At 64.3% G+C, this 20,107-nt stretch carries 22 protein-coding genes; 8 read left to right on the forward strand and 14 right to left on the reverse strand.

Features of this window, described 5'->3' with window-relative positions; genetic code table 11:
* Positions 1-178 precede the first annotated feature (178 nt).
* From SBI80_RS18935 to SBI80_RS18945, 3 genes are read right to left on the reverse strand one after another with little or no spacing between them, the layout of a single operon-like run.
* On the reverse strand, positions 179-1,636 hold the full coding sequence (locus SBI80_RS18935; protein WP_318976347.1) for a site-specific integrase: 1,458 nt from the start codon (positions 1,634-1,636) through the stop codon (positions 179-181).
* The gene (locus SBI80_RS18940; protein ID WP_318976348.1) at positions 1,614-1,976 is read right to left on the reverse strand and encodes a helix-turn-helix domain-containing protein; all 363 of its coding nucleotides are present in this window, start codon (positions 1,974-1,976) and stop codon (positions 1,614-1,616) included. Before SBI80_RS18940 ends, SBI80_RS18935 begins: the two co-directional genes overlap by 23 nt.
* On the reverse strand, positions 1,969-3,087 hold the full coding sequence (locus SBI80_RS18945) for a tyrosine-type recombinase/integrase (protein ID WP_318976349.1): 1,119 nt from the start codon (positions 3,085-3,087) through the stop codon (positions 1,969-1,971). The genes SBI80_RS18940 and SBI80_RS18945 overlap by 8 nt, the downstream gene beginning before the upstream one ends.
* 675 nt (positions 3,088-3,762) lie before the next feature.
* On the opposite strand from SBI80_RS18945, the gene SBI80_RS18950 reads away from it, so the two are divergent.
* The 3 genes from SBI80_RS18950 (at position 3,763) to SBI80_RS18960 (ending at position 6,720) form a co-directional block, all read left to right on the forward strand.
* Positions 3,763-4,866 carry a tyrosine-type recombinase/integrase gene (locus SBI80_RS18950; RefSeq protein ID WP_056547475.1) on the forward strand — a complete coding sequence of 368 codons (1,104 nt, stop codon included), beginning with the start codon at positions 3,763-3,765 and terminating at the stop codon, positions 4,864-4,866.
* Positions 4,863-5,210 carry a helix-turn-helix domain-containing protein gene (locus SBI80_RS18955; RefSeq protein WP_056547472.1) on the forward strand — a complete coding sequence of 116 codons (348 nt, stop codon included), beginning with the start codon at positions 4,863-4,865 and terminating at the stop codon, positions 5,208-5,210. Before SBI80_RS18950 ends, SBI80_RS18955 begins: the two co-directional genes overlap by 4 nt.
* Before the next feature lie 76 nt (positions 5,211-5,286).
* Positions 5,287-6,720: a site-specific integrase gene (locus SBI80_RS18960; protein ID WP_056547469.1), complete on the forward strand. Its 1,434-nt coding sequence runs from the start codon at positions 5,287-5,289 to the stop codon at positions 6,718-6,720.
* 73 nt (positions 6,721-6,793) lie between these two features.
* Here the strand turns inward: SBI80_RS18960 and SBI80_RS18965 are convergent, their stop codons facing one another.
* The 6 genes from SBI80_RS18965 to SBI80_RS18990 form a co-directional block, all read right to left on the reverse strand.
* On the reverse strand, positions 6,794-7,837 hold the full coding sequence (locus tag SBI80_RS18965; RefSeq protein WP_200959740.1) for a GNAT family N-acetyltransferase: 1,044 nt from the start codon (positions 7,835-7,837) through the stop codon (positions 6,794-6,796).
* Entirely contained in the window at positions 7,837-8,313 is a 477-nt protein-coding gene (locus tag SBI80_RS18970) for a GNAT family N-acetyltransferase (RefSeq protein WP_056547466.1), read from the reverse strand. Before SBI80_RS18970 ends, SBI80_RS18965 begins: the two co-directional genes overlap by 1 nt.
* A 359-nt stretch (positions 8,314-8,672) precedes the next feature.
* Positions 8,673-9,005 carry a type II toxin-antitoxin system PemK/MazF family toxin gene (locus SBI80_RS18975; RefSeq protein ID WP_318976350.1) on the reverse strand — a complete coding sequence of 111 codons (333 nt, stop codon included), beginning with the start codon at positions 9,003-9,005 and terminating at the stop codon, positions 8,673-8,675.
* Entirely contained in the window at positions 9,002-9,208 is a 207-nt protein-coding gene (locus tag SBI80_RS18980) for an antitoxin MazE family protein (RefSeq protein WP_083072498.1), read from the reverse strand. The genes SBI80_RS18975 and SBI80_RS18980 overlap by 4 nt, the downstream gene beginning before the upstream one ends.
* Positions 9,209-9,460: 252 nt before the next feature.
* Entirely contained in the window at positions 9,461-9,883 is a 423-nt protein-coding gene (locus SBI80_RS18985; RefSeq protein ID WP_318976351.1) for a type II toxin-antitoxin system VapC family toxin, read from the reverse strand.
* A complete protein-coding gene (locus SBI80_RS18990; protein WP_318976352.1) occupies positions 9,880-10,116 on the reverse strand; it encodes a type II toxin-antitoxin system Phd/YefM family antitoxin in 237 nt (78 codons plus the stop codon). Before SBI80_RS18990 ends, SBI80_RS18985 begins: the two co-directional genes overlap by 4 nt.
* Before the next feature lie 435 nt (positions 10,117-10,551).
* Between SBI80_RS18990 and SBI80_RS18995 the strand changes: the two genes are divergently transcribed.
* Complete coding sequence (locus tag SBI80_RS18995) at positions 10,552-11,172, forward strand: hypothetical protein (RefSeq protein WP_318976353.1); 621 nt, start codon at positions 10,552-10,554, stop codon at positions 11,170-11,172.
* A gap of 337 nt (positions 11,173-11,509) precedes the next feature.
* Here the strand turns inward: SBI80_RS18995 and SBI80_RS19000 are convergent, their stop codons facing one another.
* Entirely contained in the window at positions 11,510-12,448 is a 939-nt protein-coding gene (locus SBI80_RS19000; RefSeq protein WP_318976354.1) for an AraC family transcriptional regulator, read from the reverse strand.
* Positions 12,449-12,529: 81 nt separating this feature from the next.
* On the opposite strand from SBI80_RS19000, the gene SBI80_RS19005 reads away from it, so the two are divergent.
* Together SBI80_RS19005 and SBI80_RS19010 are read left to right on the forward strand one after the other, a co-directional pair.
* The gene (locus SBI80_RS19005; RefSeq protein ID WP_318976355.1) at positions 12,530-13,366 is read left to right on the forward strand and encodes an NmrA family NAD(P)-binding protein; all 837 of its coding nucleotides are present in this window, start codon (positions 12,530-12,532) and stop codon (positions 13,364-13,366) included.
* Positions 13,363-13,791, forward strand: coding sequence for a pyridoxamine 5'-phosphate oxidase family protein (locus tag SBI80_RS19010; RefSeq protein ID WP_318976356.1), 429 nt, complete (start codon positions 13,363-13,365; stop codon positions 13,789-13,791). The genes SBI80_RS19005 and SBI80_RS19010 overlap by 4 nt, the downstream gene beginning before the upstream one ends.
* Before the next feature lie 219 nt (positions 13,792-14,010).
* Here the strand turns inward: SBI80_RS19010 and SBI80_RS19015 are convergent, their stop codons facing one another.
* The 3 genes from SBI80_RS19015 to SBI80_RS19025 form a co-directional block, all read right to left on the reverse strand.
* Positions 14,011-14,388: an STAS domain-containing protein gene (locus SBI80_RS19015; protein WP_318976357.1), complete on the reverse strand. Its 378-nt coding sequence runs from the start codon at positions 14,386-14,388 to the stop codon at positions 14,011-14,013.
* Between the two features lie 136 nt (positions 14,389-14,524).
* The gene (locus SBI80_RS19020; protein ID WP_318976358.1) at positions 14,525-15,547 is read right to left on the reverse strand and encodes an AraC family transcriptional regulator; all 1,023 of its coding nucleotides are present in this window, start codon (positions 15,545-15,547) and stop codon (positions 14,525-14,527) included.
* A gap of 355 nt (positions 15,548-15,902) precedes the next feature.
* The gene (locus tag SBI80_RS19025; protein ID WP_318976359.1) at positions 15,903-16,649 is read right to left on the reverse strand and encodes an SDR family NAD(P)-dependent oxidoreductase; all 747 of its coding nucleotides are present in this window, start codon (positions 16,647-16,649) and stop codon (positions 15,903-15,905) included.
* A gap of 144 nt (positions 16,650-16,793) precedes the next feature.
* Between SBI80_RS19025 and SBI80_RS19030 the strand changes: the two genes are divergently transcribed.
* Positions 16,794-17,348 (forward strand): cysteine hydrolase family protein, encoded by a 555-nt coding sequence (locus tag SBI80_RS19030; protein WP_318976360.1) that lies wholly within the window; start codon positions 16,794-16,796, stop codon positions 17,346-17,348.
* A gap of 269 nt (positions 17,349-17,617) precedes the next feature.
* On the opposite strand, the gene SBI80_RS19035 is transcribed toward SBI80_RS19030, so the two are convergent.
* A complete protein-coding gene (locus SBI80_RS19035; protein ID WP_318976361.1) occupies positions 17,618-18,397 on the reverse strand; it encodes an NlpC/P60 family protein in 780 nt (259 codons plus the stop codon).
* Positions 18,398-18,793: 396 nt separating this feature from the next.
* Here SBI80_RS19035 and SBI80_RS19040 point away from each other — a divergent pair, with 396 nt between their 5' ends.
* On the forward strand, positions 18,794-20,074 hold the full coding sequence (locus SBI80_RS19040; protein WP_318976362.1) for a threonine/serine exporter family protein: 1,281 nt from the start codon (positions 18,794-18,796) through the stop codon (positions 20,072-20,074).
* Positions 20,075-20,107: the final 33 nt, after the last annotated feature.

The following is a 20,107-nucleotide window of genomic DNA, read 5'->3' on the forward strand; positions in this document are numbered from 1 at the left end:
GACCGCCAGCAACCCTAGCCTATCCAAAGCGTTCGTCTCGTCTTCTTTATAGCCAGGGACGGCATATGGATTCGGAATCTTCCTCTCCCGATGGCGACCGTCGTGTACGAACGTTTGTGGCCAGGCCACGCTGATTCGCAATGGCCAGCGGTGCCGCCGAGGCCGCCCTAAAACATTGTCAGTCGAGCCGCGTGGCCACGTATCGCGCGTAGGTTGATGCGGATGCTCGGGCGTGAGCTTCGAGTGTTTGGGGGCTGTAGCCGAGTGTTTCGGCGAGGATGCCGATTGGTGTGGTTTGCGTGAGTTCGTTGAGGGTGCCCAGGCGGGCTTCCAGCGCGGCTAATACGGGCCGAAGTCGACCGCGTAGATGCGTCGGGGTGACGTGCATTCCAGGGCGGTAGCCGCGAAACACCCAGGGGGACTTCGGATGTGCGGCAGTTTGGTTGTTGTAGTTGCTGGCAGCCAGCGCGCGAACGGGTGCATCCAGCGGAGGTGGAAGCTCGATCGGGATCCCGGCCAGGTCGATGGTCACGGCGTCGGCGCTGATGGTGATCTGTTTCCAGGTGAGGGCGGCGACGTCTTCTGCGCGTTGGGCGAAAACGATTATCAGGATCGCAGCGAGGCGATCACGGGGATGGAGCGTCTGTTGGTGGGCGACCCTCTCGATGACGGCATTCTGTTGGTCGATCGGCATTCTTGGTGCGGTTCCGCGGCGGTGCGGTGCCACCTCCAGGTCAGCCGGGATCAGCTTGGCCTTGATGGCCCACCTGATGAAACGCAGGACGTGCTCACGGGTGCTCGGGCCGGTAGCTTGCCACAGATCGATGTGGGCCTGGGTGAGGTGCTCGACGGTGATGCCGTGCTCGGCGGTCAGCCAATTGCAGAACTCGATCGTCACGGTGACGGTCTGTTTGGCGCGCAGGAACGCCGAGTCGGTCACCAGGTTCATCGAGTGGAGCCGTTTTCCAAGACTCCATCGGATGAACCGGGCGACGAGCTTTCGGTGCTCGTCGGTGGTGATGCGTTGCTGGGCGGTGACCGCCCAGGACTGAAACCGGGCGAGCCTCTCGTCGCGTGATGCCAGGGCGCCGTGCTCGACGAGCAATCCACGCACGTAGTCGGTCGTGCGACCCGGAGGCAGCTGGTCGAGCACCTCGTGGGTGAGTGTCGGGTGAGCCGCCAGCTCACGCAGTACCCGTTGGACGTGCGCTTGGCGAATCCAGGTGAGACCGCTGTTGGGTCGGTCCATCTCGGCGAGTGCATCGACGATCACTCGCAGCTGTGGTGCGATCACACCGGTGTCAGGATGGGCGAGCAACCGCTGAGCGGTCTCGCGCAGCCCGCACCGTTGGCATCGGCCGCCGCTGTAGAGTTCGGCCTCATCACCGCATCCGATGCAGTCGACGTTGAGCCTGACGCCGCTGCACCGCCGGCACGCGGGACGTCCCTCGACGACCCCGGGCAGCACGCCCTGGTGGCCGCACGCGCAGATCCCGACCGTGCGTTTCGCGGCCTGATAGCAGTATCCACAGATCGACCCATCCGGCCAGTTCGCCACCAGCTGGTAGTGCCCCCTGCATCGGGCGCACGCGACTGGCCAGCGCCCAGGGTCCTCAGGTTTGCGGGGCCGAGCCATCGTCGTCCTGCACGATCCGTATCCGTTTGGCGACGGGGTTGCCCGGCGCGATCCCCAACTCGCGTGGGCGAGGCGCGTCCGCCGTCGCCGCGGCCCGCAGCTCGACGTAGGGCTCGAACAGATCGTTGGGCGAGCAATCGAAGATGTCACACAGCGCGGCGAAGGTAAGGGCCGGAATCCGTTGAGGTTCACCGGTGACGAGGCGGTAGACCTGTGCATCAGAGAGATTGATTCCTCGCGAGCGCAGTAGCGGGCGCAGCTCGGTGGACTTCCACAAATTGTGGGCTGCCATCACTCGCCGCAGATGCCAGTGAAACCCAATGCGGCGCTGTTCAGCCATCAGCTTCCTCCATTCGGAGGCGTCGAGCGATCATCTGCTGCACTACGCGTTGCTTGAAGTCCGAGCCCACCGAGGTATACAGCGACGTCGTCGAGGCGTAGGAATGCCCTAATTGCTGCTGGACGAACAACGGGTCGTAGCCGGCCTCGAGAAGATGCGTGGTGTAGGAGTGCCGCAGACAGTGCAGCTTCAACTCCGGTGGCAGACCCGCCCGAGCACGCAGCGCGGTGAACGAGCGCCCCAGGGCGTTGATGGTCAACCTGCTGCCACGTTCACTAGGCCACAACGCGGGGGAGCGGTCCGCGGTGCGCAACAGCTGCCGGCCCTCAGTGCACCAATACTGCAAAAGCTCGACTGCCCAGGGGAACTCCGGGACGGTCAGCACCGTCCGCCGCCGCGGACCCGATCCCTTCGTGCCCTTGGCCCACCGCACCGTCATGGCGCCGTAGTCGCCGAAGCGCGGCACGTGCGGGTTGGGCCCGAAGTCCGTCAGGTCCAGCATGACCAACTCGCGTCGCCGTAGTCCGTAGGCATAACCGATCTTGAACGCGATCGAGTCACGCAACGCGGTCAGCCAGCGCTTGGAGCCAGCCTGGTGTTGTTCGTCGACGAAGTCGTCGACGACGTCGAAGAAGTGCTGCAACTCGGTCTTGGTGAACGCTCGCCGCCTGGTCGGCACGGCATCGTCGGTGGTATGTCTAGCCGTGTTCCACTCGAAACAGATTTGAGACGGAACGTCACCGAACTGCTTCTCGCAGAACGGAACCCAGCCGTACCGGCTGTCACTGACATAGGAGCAGAACATCGAAATCGCGTTGCTGTAGGACCGCAACGTCGACAATTCGATCGGTGTCTCCCGCGACCTGAGATCGGCGAGAAACTGATCAAGATCAAGTGGACGCCAGCGCCACGGATACTCATTGGTGAACTCGACGAACCGGCCGATGAGGCCGCATCGGGCCGTGATGGTGCTCGTTGCGAGACCCCGGGCCAGCATCTGAGCGCGCCACCCGTCGACCATGGCCTTCAGGACCGCTTCATCGGCCCGCAGCAGCGATACATCGCCACGCTGGAGGACCCGAGGAATGAACCCCGGCAGCTCCTCAGCCATCTGCGCGTCCGAACTCGACGTCTCGCAATGACCCAGTGTTACAACGTAATTCGTCACTGTGACGAATTACCCGCGGTCTAAGCGGAGGGACGTAGGGGTAGCAACGGTCGATCACACCGTCGCCATCGCGCTGCCAGCGGCCGGGGACGGGAACGTCAGTCTTGGACGGGCAGCTGGACGCGATATGACCGCTACGGAGCGCCTTCATGGATCACCTAACAACCGAATCAATCACTAAGTGACTGAACCATACGACAACCACGGCGTACTGCCAACAGATGCGCACGAGGCCGGGGCTCCCAGGCAGCCGCACGACGCGCTGAGCAGCGCCGATCACCAATCACCATGTGGTGCGAGCATTCTCATCAGATGCAACTCGCAATGGTTTACTGCCGATAAGCAACATTATGTCAAGTTAACTACTCCATGTTCATCAGATGAATCAGGACGAACCCCACTGCCCGCTTGCCATCGGCGTACTGCCTTGACGCGAAAACTGATTGTTAGCATGGGGTTTCGGCAGATCGCGGTACGTGAGCCGGGTGGTCCCGGCGTACGAACACGACGACACGCCAAGGCGCCGCTCGACGTACCGATGGATCTACCAGCGTCGATGTGGTATTGATTCATCTAGTGATTCATTGAATCGTTGAATGAAACCGATTCGGAGGCACGGTGCCCGTCGACAAGAGCGGCCGAGTATTCCTGGTGGGCTCTGTTCCGCTGCTCCATCCCGAGGTCCAGACGGTCGAGGAGATGCTCGACGGCTGGCGCAACCAGCAACTGTGCCGCAACCTCGATCCCGACACCATCGATGACCGCGTCGGCCTGGTTCGCCGCTTCATCGCGCACACCAACGAGTATCCCTGGTCGTGGACGCCGGCCATCGTCGAGGAGTTCTTTGCCGACCTCCGCGGCATCAAGGGCCGAGCGCAATCCACGGTCCGCGGCTATCAGAACGGCCTGCGATTGTTCTGCTCCTACATCGCCGACCCCGACTACGGCTGGGATCGGGTCTGCGAGCAACGCTTCGGCACCCACCCCGCGCAGGTGTTCTTCGCCTGGAACACCGCCACCCACGTCCAGGACAACGAGCAAAACCCCGAGAAACGGCCGTTCACCAAACAGGAACTGCAGGACTTCTTCGACCACGCCGACGACCAGGTCACCCTGATCGCCAGCGCCAAGAAGAAGGGATGGCTGCCGACCTACCGCGATGCCGTGATGTTCAAGGTCGCCTACTCCTACGGGGTGCGCTTCAACGAGCTGCGGCACTTGCAGACCGTCGACTTCTCCCGCAACCCGCACGCCCCCGAATTCGGCCGCTACGGTGTGGTCAAAGTCCGCTACGGCAAGGCCAAGAAGGGCTCCCCACCCAAACGCCGCACCGTGCTCACGGTCTTCGACTGGACACCGGACATCATCACCGACTGGCTCACCCACGGCCAGCCCTACCTCGACGACGGCATTGACCTGTTCCCCAGCGAGCGAGGATCTTTGGTCGCTGAGAACACCCTGCTGCGCCGATTCCGGCGCTACTGCAACGACCTCGAACTCTCCGGCGGCCTCGATCTGCATTCCTTTCGGCGCTCCTACATCACCCACCTCATCGAAGACGGCTGGGACGCCAAGTTCGTCCAAGACCAGGCTGGCCACGAACACGCCAGCACGACCTCGCTTTACACCGGCGTCTCCAGCGACTTCCGCACCCGCACCCTGCGCAGGGTGCTCGACCAAACCATCAAGGATGCCCTCACCTTCGGCGAGGAGACCTCGTGAAACGCGACGTCGACTACCGGTGGCGCCTGGCCGAACTGATGGCCGCCCACGGCATGCACAACAGCACCGACCTCATGCCCCGCCTCGCCGAGCGCGGCATCAACCTGTCCCGTCCCCAGGTCTACCGGATCGTCGCTCAACGACCCGAACGCATCTCGCTGCAGCTGATGGCCGCACTATGCGACATCCTCGGCTGCGGCGTGGAGGACCTCGTCACCGTCACCGCCACCGACGCCCGCAAGAAAAAGACCGCCTCCGGCACCACTGCACCGCCCAACGTCGTCGAACTCAACAAGTCCGTCCGGCCCCGGCGAGCACGAGTAATCACCGATGACACCGATTGACCCCACCCCGCGATCCACCACACGCGGCCGACCACGCATCACCACCGGCGCCATTGAATGCACTCGCTGCCATCGCATGGCCAACACCATGCGCGTCCACTGGCCAGGTGATCAGCTGTGCCACAGCTGCTTCTACACCGCGATGCGCACCCACGGCATCTGCCCCAGCTGCGGCCACGACGGCGTCCTCCCCGGGCGAGGAAACCGCACCGACGACCAACCGATCTGCCTGACCTGCGCCGGCATCCCCGGCAACTTCACCTGCCGAACCTGTCACCGGGAAGGAGAGCTTCACCGCCGCGGCGAATGCGCACGATGCGTTCTCCGCAACGATCTCTGCACCGTCCTGCTTCACCATCCCGTCGACCCAGCCACCATGGCGACGCTCGTCGACGTGCTCTGCGGTGTCGACCGTCCCGAAAGCATCCTCACCTGGAAACGCAACGTCCAGGTGCTAGAGCTGTTGGGTGGAATTGCCTCCGGCACAATACCTCTCACCCATGAAGGGCTCACCGCAGCAGGATCGGGCCGCCACGTCGATCACTTACGCAGCATCCTCCAACATCACGGACTGCTCCCGCAACGCGACGAACACCTCGCCCGCTTCGAATTTTGGTTGGCCGTCAAACTCGACGCGATCGACTCCCCCGCAGTTCGCGCCCCCGTCGAGCAGTTCGCGACCTGGCACCACCTCCGACGCCTGCGCAGCGAATCTAGACCCGGACAATCCTCCGACGGGCCGAAACGTTCCGCGAAGCAGGAGATCACCGAAACCATCAAGTTCCTCACCTGGCTCGAGCAGACTCACCAACGCACCCTCGCCGACTGCACACAACACGACGTCGACGCCTACCTCACCTCAGGGCCCACCACCCGACACCTGATCCGCACATTCTTCATCTGGGCCAAGAAGAGCAAGCTCAACGTCGCCCTGCAGATCGGCCATCGGCAGGCGAAGACGACGCCGACGATCACTCAGGACCAACGCCTGGCCTGGCTCAAGGAACTGCTGACCGGCGACTCCGAAAGCCTGCCCTACCGGATCGCCGGCGTGCTGCTGTTGCTCTACGCCCAACCGCTGACCAAGATCGCAGCTCTACACGCCAGCGCGATCGCATTCCTGGGCGATGAGACATGCATCGCGCTGGGCAAGGACCCCATCTCGGTTCCCGAACCCTTCGCCTCCCAACTCAACTACCACCGCCACAACCGACCCAATCTGCGAACTGCTGGCGGAGCCGTCGGCACGCCATGGCTGTTCCCCAGCAACCGGCCGGGACGACACATCGACCCGCAGGCCATCATGCAGCGGCTCCGAGCCCTGGGAATCAACTTGCAAGGCTCACGCAACACCGCTCTGCAGGAACTCGTTGCCGAGATACCCGCACCGCTGGTCGCCGAAATGCTCGGATACAGCGATCAAGTCACTCAACGGCACGCCGCCGAAGCTGGAAACACATGGGCACGATACGTGACGCCACGAAGTCCTCAGCCGCGTCAGTTTCTCTGACACGCAGTGCATTTCGAAAAGCGCCGCGACAGACCATCGCCTGTGGACAGGACCGTGGCGCAGAGCGTGCCGGTTACTGCCCGTCCTCAACGAGGGCATACAGCAGGGAGTCCCGACCAACCCCGCCGACAAGGAGGTGGCTGCGCATCAGGCCCTCGTAGCTCAGCCCGGCCTTCTGCAGCACACGTGCGGATGCCTGATTAGCGGGGTCGCACGTCGCCTCGATCCGACGCAGCCGCAGGTGCTCGAGCCCGAACTGGACGAGCAACTCGGCGACTTCGGTGGCATAGCCCTGTGACCAGTAGTCGCGGTTAACGACATAGCCGAGCTCCCCGCGACGGTGATGGGCGCTCGTCACACCGATCACCCCCGAACCGATCAGCGTGCCAGAGGTGATCTGCACCGCCGCCAACGTGAACTCGGCCCTCTCGGCGACCTCACGCTGGGCGGCAGCACCGGCCAGGAACGCGTGAGTCTCAGCGATGCTATTCGGACCCCAATCGGTGAACCTGGTGACCTCAGCATCCGAGGCGTAGGCATGTACCGCTGGGTGGTCCTCAGCGAGGAATTCACGCAGCATCAGTCTGTCACCGAACAGCCAGATGCCAGACTGGGCCACCACGAAGCCCCGTGATGACCCTGCCTCCGGCTTGAGCAGGACCCGATATGACTCCTGCTGCGAACGTGGGGAACAGGCCAGCTCACCAACGTCGACGAACCCCAACGAGGCTGCGAACCGCCGACTGCGCAGATTCCACGACTGAATCACCGCGCGCAAGGGTCGCCCGGGATATTCGTGGCCCAGGTGATCGAGCACCACTTCCCCGAATGCGCGACCGCTTCCATGGCCGACCAGGCAAGGATCCATTCCAACGCCCAGATCCAAGATCTCCGGATCCGCGCTCATGCCACGGACGCGGGCCGCGGACTCTAGGCAAAAGAATCCGATCAAGGTGCCGTCGGCATCGGTGACCGACCGGTACATGTCGAGTTCGTCCAGGATGTCGATCGAGGACTGCAGGTCATACACCGACCACCGATGCGGGTAACGCCAGCTAGATACATGCGTGGCATCATCGACGGTCATCGGACGCACCCGCACCGAGGCCATCGCCATCACAGATCCTTCTGCATAGCTATGCCCAGAGGGCCACGGCCCTGGCCAATCTCCCCGAAACCCTTGCGCTGATATAGCTTTCGCGCGGGGTTGCGCACATGAACGTTCAGGCACAGCGCGGTCTGGGTTCCCGCGCATTGCACAAACAGGGCATCCAGTAGTGCACTACCCACCCCGCTGCCACGCATATCGGGCACCACGGCAATGCAGAGTTCCGGCAACGGAACTCCGGCCGAGCCGACGCGCAAGGGAGGCTCGTTGTGAAGTGTCCACACCGCGCCAACTCGCCTACCCCCGGCTTTTACCGCGACTATCGACACCTCACCGGCGGCAGGCAGCAGACTGCGCACGTCTTCGGATTCCACGTCAGGAAGAGGCCAGTCCTCGATGACTGTGGCGTGACGGGCCATCTCGACAATGAACACGTCGTCCTCGGGGATCGCCAGCCGCAGCTGCACTGCCGGATCGGGGAGCATTCGGCCAGTGTTGCAGCCTCGGCCACCGGCTGTCGTCAACATTTCGCCGAGCCGTCGGACGAAGACGGATCAGGCGGCCATCCTCCCCGGCAATCCATACCGAGCCTGCGAGGGACAGCAAACAATCACCGGCCAATTGCTACTCCGACCGATCCGCAACCTGACGAGAGCTCCCACGGGCTGAGCCAGCAGTCAGCCCACCGTCGCGACTCTCGAAGACATTGCTACACAACGCAGGAATACGACCAAATGGAATATGGAGACTTACCGGTAAAGCACGCCGCGCCTATCAGCGAGATCGAACATGGCGGGCTACCAGTAGATGTCGCCGTATTGCAGTACGGCCCAACAGTTCTCGCCTATCGCGCAAGACCGAGGAATGCCATCATCGCTCGCTCGACCTCGACGACTTGCTCCGCTGTCAGCCGACCGATTCGGGCGTGGACGTTCGACCTTTTGACGGTTGTGAGCTTGTCGATCATCACGTCGCTGTCGTGATCGAGTCCGGATAACCGGCCGTCTCCGCCGGCTATCCGGATGCGCATCAAAGGCGCATCCAACAGCGTGCTGGACATGGGAGCAACAGTCACGGAACTCGTGGCATCAAAGAGGTCATCCTGAACAATCACGGCGGGACGCGGTTTGATCGCGCAGACGCCCCCCGCGACGGTCCAGATCTCCCCTCTGTTCACTCCTCGTCCCATGGCGTCGAGATGGCCTCAATGAAGTCCTGGTCATCGGTGCTTTCGTCCGCTCGTGCGACTAACGAAGCCTGACGATGCGCTTCGGCGGCAAAACTCTCGGTGCGCACGTCAGGCACCCAGACCTGCAGCGGCCGCAGGCCCCGCTCCCGCATCCGCCGTCGGTACTCGCCGACCCTTTCCCTCACCGCCATGCCAACATGTTACATGTAACGCAGAATCTAGACGGCCGGACAGTCAGATCGGCCGAGGCGGCAAAAAAACAACACCCGAGCTACGTGCTCCGCTCGACGGTTCCCCTGAGCTACCTGAAGATGGCCATCAGCACGACCCCGTGAAGCTGTGCTGGCCTTGACATAACGCTTGCGGCCGGGTGGAATACGACGAGATCGAATATGGCGAATTGCCGGCAAAGTGTTGCTGCTCAACGCTTTAGAGCGTCGTCGCTATCCGAGATGCGGGTGAGTAACTGACCGTAGTTCCAGTCGCGGGATTCCCGCGAAGTCGGCGGGGTTGCACGTGTACAGCGGCACTCCATGTGCGATCGCACTGGCCGCAATAAGCGCGTCGTAGGCGCGCGCAGCCGGCTTGCGACCCGCCGCGCGCAGCGCCGCCGCTACGGCTCCAAACGCCCGAGCGCAATCTCCATCGAACGGTAGGACATCGAAATCCGCCTCGGCCTGCTGCAGGTGCTGCTGGCGAGCACCGCGCTCAGCATCGTCGTTGGCGACGTGTGGACCTACGGAAAGCTCAGCCAGCGTGATCGCGCTGATCACCGACTCATCGGGAAGCTCGGCTGGGTCAGACAGCTGACCCAAGAGGATCACCGTCGAGGTATCCAGCATCCCCCGGCTCTGGGTTTGCGTCACAGCGACGGGTCGATGAGATTGTCGATATCGCGCCGGAGGGCATCCGGGTCCACCGGCGGAAGATTCTTGCGGCGACGAATCAGTTCCGCAGGTCCTGCGCTCGAACGAGGCAACGGCCGTAGCTCAGCAACAGGTGTCCCGTCCCGTGTGATGACGATGCGCTCGCCATGCTCGACACGGCGCAGAACCTCTCCCCCACTGTTGCGCAATTCGCGCACCGTGACTGCATCCACGTACGTAGTGTATCACCGGTGAGACGTCAAAGCAGCGTACCAAGAGTGCACTATTGCGCACGCGAGAATATGCAGGAATCGAATATGCAGGGTTACCAGCAGAAGGTAGACCTCACTTTTAGAGCAGAAACCCTCTGGGCGGTCTCATGCCTGCGCGCTCGGCTACCGCAACCACCGCGTCACTCAACTTTTTTGCCAACCAGCTGCGAAGACCGCTTCCGTGGCGCCGGCGTGACCGCTAGTCGGCAATTCGCCGTTCGGGTTTGGAAGACAGACCTGTCATCGACCCGCGGAGGGCATGCGAGCGTTTCGAGACATTGCAGTGCGACGGCGGCGCCGATAATCATGGGAGGAGTTCGCCGGGGCGCCAGCATGGGGTCACACCTCGACGACCCGGTCGCGTATGTATTGCGCCAATCCATAGGATCGTAAAGCGTGAAGCGTGAAATCGCTGCGGCGACCATCGTGACGGCCCTGCTTGCCGGCCACAGCGCAGTAGCACCGGCTCGCGCCGACGTGCCGAACAGCTGCGGATATCCGGCAACTGGCTACTACGTGCGCGCGGATGTCGCGATCGTCACCGGCGTGATCTTTGCGTGCGACTTTCCCCGTGAGATCAACGGCGCGCATTTGCACCAAGAGGCGCTAACGCTCGACGCTGGGTTCAACGCGGGTGCCAACGTCACCCGCGACGGCGGCAGCAACAACATTGGCGGCGGCCTTACCTTCGGCGGCGGCGCATGGTCGTCAAGCTGGCGCTGTCCGGATCAGCGTTACCTCGCCGAGCAACCCAATCCCGTTGGCGCCTGGAACAAGCCCATCGTGGCGGGCCGCTGCAAGGCCATCGGCGTTGCGCCCTCCGCCCCGCCGGACACACCGTGGCCCGCCGGTGACACCATGCAGGCGTTCGTGTGGCCGCCTCCTCTGGCACCGGATTCCCCCGGACCGTCCGTTGCTCCACCGGTAGGCAATGACGTCCAGCGTGGCGACGCCGGCGACCAACCGAACATGCTGGGAATCCCCGACGGAAAGCCGCCAGCCACCCGCGTCAATTGACCGCAAGTTTTACTGACCAACAATGCCGACTACTTGAATCCATCCTTGGCGCGAACGAGTCGTCGGTCTCGAACTCCCCGAGCAGGCTGCCCCCGAGCAGCCCCGCCGTGTACCCGAGCAAGCGCGGGGGCAGCGCTGTTGGCCCGAGCCGTCGCCGTGTCACGCGCCAAAGATGACTCTCGAGGTTTCACAGGTCCTCGCTTCACCCGAGCGACCCATGAGCCCGTAGCCTCCGCAGGCGTTGTGGGATCGTCTCGTTCGTCGAGATCCTGGACGGCTCGATTCCTGGCTCAGCGCTGTACAGCAGGGCTCTGTGTCTGGTGGCGGGCGGGTGTGGTCATCGAGTTGCCGCGGCGCGCCGGTACTCGCTGGGGTTGACGCCGCGGACGCGCTTGAACGCCGCACTGAACGTAAAGGGGTCCCGGTAGCCCACCGCCCGTCCCACGTGGGCGATGGTGGCGGTGTCCTGTTCGACCAGCAGATCCATCGCAAGTGTCATCCGCCAGCCGGTCAGATAGGTCAGCGGTGGCTCGCCGACCAATTCGCTGAATCGCTTGGCCAGCGTCGAACGCGAGACGCCGATGCGTTCGGCTAGCGAGGCCACCGTCCACGGCGCGGCAGGTTCGGCGTGCAACACCGACAGCGCGTCACCGACCACCGGATCGCGCAGGGCCGTCCACCACGCCGGTGGTGTCCCGTCGGGGCCGTCGAACCACTCCCGTAGCGTGCACACCAGCATCCAGTCGAGAAGCCGGTCCAGCACCACCTGCTGACCCGGAATGTCGAGAGCAACCTCGGCAGCAAGGTGGTCGAGCACCGCGTCGCCGGTTGTATTGCCGCCTTCGACCCGCAGCACATCGGGGAGAGCATCGAGAAGGCGCCGGCTGATCTCACCGCGCACCGGGTAGGCGCCGACGATCAGCGTGGTTGCCCCGATTCCATTGCGCACCGCGTCATTCCACCCAAGCCGGTGGCGCGTCCCACCCTGGTCAGGGGTCGCGCAGAAGGCTCCACAGGCGATGGACGCGGCCGAGGTGCCGACGGCGTCGACGAACGTGAACGTCTCGGGGCCGCGAACCACGACGGTGTCGCGGTCCCGCAGCTCGACCGCAGACCCGCGTTCCGGCACGATCCACCCGGACCCGCCGAGAACGGTGCACAGCGTCAGCGGCGCTCCGTCGACGAAGTGCAGCGACCACGGCGGCGTCAACGACGAACTGCCGAATAGCGAGCCGTGGGCGCGCACGCCGCGACAAAGGTCTCCGAAGACATCCATGCTCCCAGGCTAGACGAATTCACATGCTTATCGGTCCCTGACCCATGTAATCGTCTTCCGTTGCGGGGTTGAATCACGTTCATGAGTACCGACCCGATCCTCGTCCTCGGCGCCACCGGCAAGACCGGTCGCCGTGTGGCCGCGCGGCTGCGGCTGCGTCGCCTGCCCGTCCGCCTCGCCTCCCGATCCAGCTCGACGCCGTTCGACTGGTCCGATCCGGGCGGGTGGGATGCAGCGCTCGACGGCGTCTCCGCGGCCTACCTGGTGGCACCACCGGTTCCCGGACCCATGCACGACTTCGTGGCCAGGGCCGAGGACGCCGGGGTAGCGCATGTGGTGCTGCTGTCCGGCCGCGGCGCCGACTCCTGGGGCGACTCGGAGTTCGGGCGTGACATGCGCGACGCCGAGGCCGCGGTGCGCGGCTCATCACTCGGATGGACGGTATTGCGCCCCAACAACTTCGCACAGAACTTCAACGAGGAGCTGTGGTACGCGCCCATCGTGGCGGGTGAGCTGGCACTGCCGGCCGGCGACGTTCCGGAGCCGTTGATCGACGTCGAGGACGTCGCCGACGTCGCCGCCCTGATTCTCGCCGAACCCACCGCCCACCGCGGCACGACCTACGAACTGACCGGCCCGCGGTCGGTCACATTCGCCGAGGCTGCCGATCTGATCGCTCGCGCGTCCGGACGATCCGTCACCTACTCACCGGTGCCGCCGTCGGCGTACACCCAGCTGCTGATCGAACAGGGCCTCACGAAAGACGCTGCGCATCACATCGCCGAGATGTTCGTGATGATGGCACGCGGAACACTGTCGGGGACCACCGACGACGTCGCCACGGTTCTCGGTCGTCCGGCGCGGACGTTCGAGGACTACGTCTTGCGGGTCGCCGCGACGGGAGTGTGGTCGCGATGAATTCGCCGAGCGCCGTGATGACCGACGCCGACAGGGAATTCCTGCGACGCCCACTGCACGGGTTCTTCTCCACCGCGGCCGGACCCACACCGGCCCAACCGCGGCCCGTGTGGTTCGAGCTCACCGCCGACGACACGGTAGCGCTGTTCACCGACCCTGCCACGGTCAAGATCCGCCGGCTCGCCGCCGACCCGCGGGCATCGCTGGTGGTCGCAGCCCCGGTCGGGGAACGCGAACGCTGGGTGTCGGTGTCCGGGCCCGCCACAGTCAGCGCCGACGGCGCCGACGAACTCGTGGTCCGCCTCGCCGAGCGCTACTGGGATCGCAACGATCCCGTTCGCGCGCGCGATCTCGCTGACATGCTGACCCAGGAGTGGGTGCGCATCGTCATCCATCCGGTGAAGGTGAGCCGTGACCTGATGTGACGCCGCGTACGCCACCGACGGCGGTGTCGATGTGCTGTATCGCGGGACCCAGTTCACCGAAGCCGTCTACGCGTTGCTTTGCGCTGCAACCTATTACACCGAAAGCGAGGACGGCGCAGTCGTCGAGACTCGATGACCAAACGCAACGAGCAGGGCAATCCGGATTCGCAGCACTCACCGGAACGTGGGATCCTTGAGCGCCGGCCCCCCAACTGCAGGTCAGACCGAGTTCCGCACGGCCTCGGGGACCGATGAGAAGATCTCGAATAGGTCGGTCGCCTGCTCGGCGGCGAGAGCGGCCTGGACTCGACCTTCGTGACCGTCCACCAAGCAGAAGGCGTAATCTACCTCGCCGGCGGTCGCAGCAACCGAGATGAGAGCGTCGATTCCGACGGCGTCGAGGAGAACGACGGCTGAGAGATTCACGACCAATCGGATCGGCTCCCCCAACAATTGCGCGGTCAAGGTCTGCTGCAGCACGGCGGCGGCATCACCCACCACGTCGCCGGCCACGTGAACGACCGTGTCGCACAGGGTCAACCGCTCGACGTCGATGGCGATCGACTGGACTTGCCTTCCTTGGCCGTTTCGGCTCACGTCACCTCCATGGACACCTCGCAGGGCTAGTCAAGCTCACCCCAGGGCCCACGAGATATCCGTTGAGCGACCTCTTACTGTCCGATTCGCGTCCGGTGGCGGATTCTGCCAAAGCCTCCACAATCGGCAACGCCTGCTACGAGGACGCCGCCATCGTCCTTTCACGGGCACTGTCGCCACGCAAAGTGGCCGAGGGCGACTCGCCAAATCTCCTGCAGTACTGCTGAGCAAAACGTCCAAAGTGTAGGAAGCCCCATCGGATGGCCACCGCGGTGACGGTGACGGACTTCGGATCGGCGGAGAGAAGTTCGTCACGTGCACGGTCCAGGCGAACATGCCGCAGATACGTCATGGGCGGCACCTCATCGGCGCGAGCGAAGCTCTTCTGTAGCGCTCTGGCGCTAAGCCCCATCTCGCGTGCCAAACTTGCCGTCGTCCATGGGGTTTCGGGGTAGGCCCGGATGAGCTCGATCGCGCGCCTGGCGACTCTGACCGACGACGTGCTGCCGTCGGCAAGGAGTACTTCTGTGTAGTTGTGCGGCTGCATCTGCAGCAGACACTGAATGATCGAGTGTTGCAAATTCGCCTTGGCGAGCCGATGACTGAGCAGTCCGTCCGGCCGGTTGGCCTCGCGCACCAGAACATTCACCAGGTCCAACCAACTGGCCGACGACGGGCCGGTCAGATCCAGGCGACGCTCGAACTCCAATGCGGCGGTGACGGAATGGTCGAGCATCATTGCCAACTGCCGCAGCATCTCCCGGGCGGGAATCATGAGGCAGATCTGCCCGCAATCTGGAGACCATGCGAGGTCGACGGGCATGTCGGGCATGAAGATCCCCGCGGAGACCGAGGCGACCGCCACGTCCTCGTAGCCATCGTCCCACGCGTTCGTCGCCTGTCCCGACAATGGGATGTCGATGTGATAGTCGTGCACGTCGGATGCACGAAGTCTTACCTCGCCACCGAAGTGGACGTAGCCAGCCGTCATCACCCCAAGGTCCGCGGCGTTCATCTGCAGGTCGAGCGCCGCGCAACCGATCGGGTCGATGTCCAATGGCAGATAGGCCCTGCCTAGTAAATCGCGGGCCTCGTCCACGTCGTTCGTCCGCACCGCTGATGCGGTGCCGAGATCTACGACGCGGGACGAGCGGCGCACGCCTTGCTCACTTCCGTGAGGATCGCCACCAATGGCCTAGAGCGTAGGAAAGGGGACGCGGCGGGCAGCGATTCGTTCGATTGCCGCAGTGGTTCTGGTCTTCTGCGGATCAGCCATGAGCTGAGCTCCCTCGGTGTCGGCCACCCGTCGAACGGTACCCCCAGGCTTGTCCGCGGTAGACGACCCGGCAGGTCCATTCTCAGCCAAGATCCTGTCATGAGGAAACACTCGGCAGCACGTCACCCGTCGTCGCGGCGGCAGCCACGCACTGCTAGCGCCACGTTGCGCGGTGAGCGGGTGATGATCGTCCTGCATGCGCTCGACGATTCCGTGCCGGCGACGAGTCGCGCGGAGGTCAGACTGTGAAGCCGCCGTCGACGTTGAGGTTGGCGCCCGTGATGAACGACGCCTGCGGACCGGACAGGAAACTGACCACCGCCGCGACGTCGGCGGCCTCTCCGTAACGGCCCAGCGGCAGAATCGACTTCAGGCTCTCGGCGAACTCGCCCTCTGGGGGGTTGAGGTCGGTTGCGATCGGCCCGGGCTGGACGTTGTTCACGGTGATGTTTCGCGGACCCAGCTCACGGGCCAGCCCGCGGGTGAACGAGGAAACGGCCCCCTTGGTCAACCCGTAGACCGCTACGCCCGGTCCGGGGATGCGATCGGCGTTGACGCTGCCGATGTTGATGATTCGCGCACCGTCCTGCAAGTGGGGCAGGGCGCTGTGAACCGCCCAGAACACTCCGCCGACGTTGATTGCCAGCAACCGGTCGAAGTCCGCGGCGGTGAACTCTTCCACCGGTGACAGGATGGCGGTGCCAGCATTGTTGACCAGGATGTCGAGACCATCGAGTTCGGTCACGGCGCGCTCGACGGCCGCGGCTATCGCCGCAGCATCGGCGGCGTCGGCCTTGATGGCCACCGCGCGGCCGCCTTCGGCATCGACCTCGGCGACCAGAGCGTCGGCGGCCTCGGAGCCGCTGACGTAGGTGAAGGCGACGGCCGCACCGTCGGCCGCGAGTCGACGGACGATGCCTGCGCCAATGCCGCGGGACCCGCCGGTCACCAGGGCACGACGCCCCGCCAAATCAGTAGTCGTCATCGAGGACCTCGCGTCGCCGTCGGGGATGTTGTCAGTGCCTACAAGGCCAGCGATGGCGCCGGTATTCCCCGGGGCGAGGCTGCGGCTGGCACCAACCCGCCGGTCCCGCAGAATCGCCCTGGGACTCGGCTAGCCTCAACTAGCATGACGACCCTCGAGAATCGGCCACACAGCGCGCTTCTGGTGATCGACGTGCAGAACGGCGCCGTCGATGGGGCGCCCAACCGCGATGCCGTCGTTGCGACGGTCACCGGCCTGGTGGCCAGAGCCAGGGCAGAAGGCGTTCCAGTCGTCTGGGTCCAACATTCCGACGAAGGCATGGTGCACGGCAGCCCGGCGTGGCAGCTCGTCGCGGAGGTCGACCCGCGCGACACCGAACCGCTCATCGAGAAGCACTTCGGCGACTCGTTCGAGGCCACGGAGCTCGAGGACGTCCTAGCGGCCGCGGGCATTGGTCGATTGGTAGTCGTCGGCGCCCAGACGGATGCGTGCGTGCGCAGCACCATCCACGGTGCGTTCGCGCGAGGCTACGACGTCACCCTGGTCGCCGACGCGCATACGACCGAGGATCTGTCGGAGTGGGGCGCGCCGCCCCCGGAACAGGTCATCACCCACACCAACCTCTACTGGTCCTACCAGACGGCACCTGGTCGAACCGCGGAAGTGGTTACGGCCGAGCAGGTATCACTCAACTTCTGAACGTTCATGCGGATCTGCACGACGCACTGCGATTCGGCATCGCGGAGAGCCGCCGCCGTAGAGGTTGGGCGTGAACAGTAGGCATGCGCGCGGCGCACCGAAAGGCTCGCCGCCCCACGGTCGATCGCAGTTGATCACCGAGCCGGACCTGGCTGGACCCGTCAGTCCTCGAGTTGTGCATCTCGTTCCGCGCTGCAACCCGTCAATGGTTCGCCGGTGACCGCGGCCCGACATCTGCCTTCGGCCTACCGAACAACCCGGCGCATCGGCTAGCCGATTGGCCGGTAGGCGCTCAGAACTGCGGTCCGGTACCAACCCTCGCGATTTCGAATCTGGACCCCGACCAAGTTCTGGGCGTCCACACGGCTGTCGATGATGTGTTGGTCGTCCATGAAGATCACGACGTGCGAGACCTCATTCGAATTTCCGTTGGGATGCAGGAAGATCAGATCACCGGGCTCGAACGGACCTTCTCTGGGAATTGCCTGCCCCATTGGACCAGCGGTGCCCGCGAATTGTTGATGCACGTCGCCACTGAACTTGATCCCCAGGCCGTAGTCATACACCCAAGCGGTGAAATTGGAACAGTCCAGGCCGGGCCCGGCGGCCCACTCGATTGTCTTGTCGGGCGCGTCCACGTCGGAATTCTCCGCTGATGCACCCGCATACGTCGAGGTGGTGGGATTCCAGCCAGGAATATGGTGATGACGATATTGCAGTCCGAGCGGGTTGTCGGGGTCGTTGATGTATCGCATCGCCACGGCGAGAACGCGTTCCTGCTTCCAGGTGGAGGTGTCGCATCCCGCGTTCGAGGGAATCTCCGGAGCCGGCAGGGCGTCCGCTGCCGGACCCCAGCCTCGATTGACGTACCGCCCATCGGCATCGGTCTGATACCAGTCCGCCGGCGGTACTCGCGTTTGAGGCTGGGTGTCACGGGCGGCGAAATCCGCGGTCAACGAATCTCGATTGCACGAGTAGGGATACGACGGCTGAGCGTTGTCGCCGTGAGCGATACCGGCCGGCCACGCCGCGGCGGTGATGATGCCCACGCAGGCGACGGACACGACTCGGACGCGAAAGGCCCATCGGTGCATCACCGAAGCTCCCTCTCTTTCGTGCGGCTTACAGCAAACGGGCCCATCCTAAGGAGCCGGCCCCATTTGCGTCGCAAGTTGCCCGAACACGCCATGACGACCTAATCACGTGCGGCAGCCCGCGGCTTCGACCGGTTCGCCAATCCCGTCGCCCCCGGACCTCGCCTTCGGTCGATGGTGATGGTGAACTGATCCAGTGACACATGACATCGGCGGTGACTCCCTCGACGGGGGCTGCGCGTCTCGGGACTCGCCGGGGCCGTGGCGCCCGAGCGTCGCTCTTTGCGCGCCAGTTAGAGACGAGTCGCCAACCCCACCAGCAGGTGTGGACGTCCGCAGTAGTGGTGACCAATGAGGCTCGGTCTGGATCACGCGCATCAGGCCCTGCGGTCGCTGCGCAAGCAGTCCCCCGATCGGCTGGGAGCACCAGGTTCCTACGACGACAAGGACGTAGCGGCCATGCTGCGGGAGATCGGAATAGCCCTGGTCGAGGTGCAACAGCCCACCCTGCTGGTCACCGCCAGATTGCAGAGGATCGCCGCGCAGTACACCGAACACCCGGTCCGGATGATCGTGTTGCCCACCGTGCTGGTGATCCAGGTCGGCAACGTCGCCTACGAGGTCGAGACCTCCACACACGCCACGGTCCAGCTCGATCTCGCCGGCCGCATCGACGCGATCGCCGAACTCGCCGAAGGGGGAGCCATCACACCGGTGGAGGCGATCAAGTCCGTCGCCGCTGCCCGAGTCATGACGCCGCGCTTCGGCCCGGTCACGACAGTGGTTGGTTACGCCCTGACCTCCGTCGGATTCGGCATGGTGATCAACCCGACCTGGGCTTCGCTGCCGGGCTATCTGTTTCTGGGGCTCGTCGTGGGCGCCATCGTCGCCATCGGCCGACCATTCCCGTCGTTGACCGCGGTGTTGCCGACGGTGGCGGCCATGGTCATCACCGTCCTGGCGACCTGGTTCGTCGCCGACGCCGCCAACGACGGGCTACTGAGGGTAATCAGCCCCGCCCTGGTCGCTCTGCTGCCTGGCATGTCGTTGACCATCGGTGCGATGGAGTTGGCCAGCTCCCAAGTAATCTCCGGGGCCAGCCGGCTGGTCTACGGTGTCGTGCAACTGATGCTGCTGGTATTCGGCGTGGCCCTGGGCATCCACCTCGTCGGGCAGGTGGCACCGCAGACGCCGTCTCCGCAAATGGGGTCCTGGTCGCTCTACGCGGCGATCGTGGTGGTGGGCTTTGGCCTCTACGTCTACCTGTCCGCCCCGAAGGGGTCACTGGCCTGGATCACCGCCGCGGTCGCCGTAGCGCTCGTGGGCCAAAAAGTCGGCGGAATGCTGTTCGGCACAGAGCTTTCGGGCGTCATCGGCGGGTTCCTCGTCGTTCCATTCGCCACCATGGCGTCACGACTGAAGACCTCACCTCCTGCAATCGTGATGTTGCTGGCCGCATTCTGGTCCTTGGTCCCGGGAGCGTTGAGCTTCCAGTCGATGAGCGAGGCAGCCACTGGCAACGGAACCGACTCCGCCAGCCTGGGCCAGACCGTCGGCGCCATCTTCTCCATCGCGCTCGGGACGCTGGTTGGCTGGAGTGTCTTCACGCCAAGCCTGAAGAACACCCGTTAGCCACTGCCCGCGCAAGAGAGTTCCGGGGTCCAG

Source organism: Mycolicibacterium sichuanense (assembly GCF_033741125.1).
Taxonomy (GTDB): domain Bacteria; phylum Actinomycetota; class Actinomycetes; order Mycobacteriales; family Mycobacteriaceae; genus Mycobacterium.

Bases quoted from the DNA above. Each gene is read 5' to 3' on its own strand.
- SBI80_RS18935 (WP_318976347.1), bottom strand. From the start codon at position 1,636: ATGGCTCGGCCCCGCAAACCTGAGGACCCTGGGCGCTGGCCAGTCGCG.
- SBI80_RS18940 (WP_318976348.1), bottom strand. From the start codon at position 1,976: ATGGCTGAACAGCGCCGCATTGGGTTTCACTGGCATCTGCGGCGAGTG.
- SBI80_RS18945 (WP_318976349.1), bottom strand. From the start codon at position 3,087: ATGGCTGAGGAGCTGCCGGGGTTCATTCCTCGGGTCCTCCAGCGTGGC.
- SBI80_RS18960 (WP_056547469.1), top strand. From the start codon at position 5,287: ATGGCCAACACCATGCGCGTCCACTGGCCAGGTGATCAGCTGTGCCAC.
- SBI80_RS18965 (WP_200959740.1), bottom strand. From the start codon at position 7,837: ATGGCGATGGCCTCGGTGCGGGTGCGTCCGATGACCGTCGATGATGCC.
- SBI80_RS18970 (WP_056547466.1), bottom strand. From the start codon at position 8,313: ATGCTCCCCGATCCGGCAGTGCAGCTGCGGCTGGCGATCCCCGAGGAC.
- SBI80_RS18980 (WP_083072498.1), bottom strand. From the start codon at position 9,208: ATGGCGGTGAGGGAAAGGGTCGGCGAGTACCGACGGCGGATGCGGGAG.
- SBI80_RS19000 (WP_318976354.1), bottom strand. From the start codon at position 12,448: ATGGATGTCTTCGGAGACCTTTGTCGCGGCGTGCGCGCCCACGGCTCG.
- SBI80_RS19005 (WP_318976355.1), top strand. From the start codon at position 12,530: ATGAGTACCGACCCGATCCTCGTCCTCGGCGCCACCGGCAAGACCGGT.
- SBI80_RS19010 (WP_318976356.1), top strand. From the start codon at position 13,363: ATGAATTCGCCGAGCGCCGTGATGACCGACGCCGACAGGGAATTCCTG.
- SBI80_RS19025 (WP_318976359.1), bottom strand. From the start codon at position 16,649: ATGACGACTACTGATTTGGCGGGGCGTCGTGCCCTGGTGACCGGCGGG.
- SBI80_RS19030 (WP_318976360.1), top strand. From the start codon at position 16,794: ATGACGACCCTCGAGAATCGGCCACACAGCGCGCTTCTGGTGATCGAC.
- SBI80_RS19040 (WP_318976362.1), top strand. From the start codon at position 18,794: ATGAGGCTCGGTCTGGATCACGCGCATCAGGCCCTGCGGTCGCTGCGC.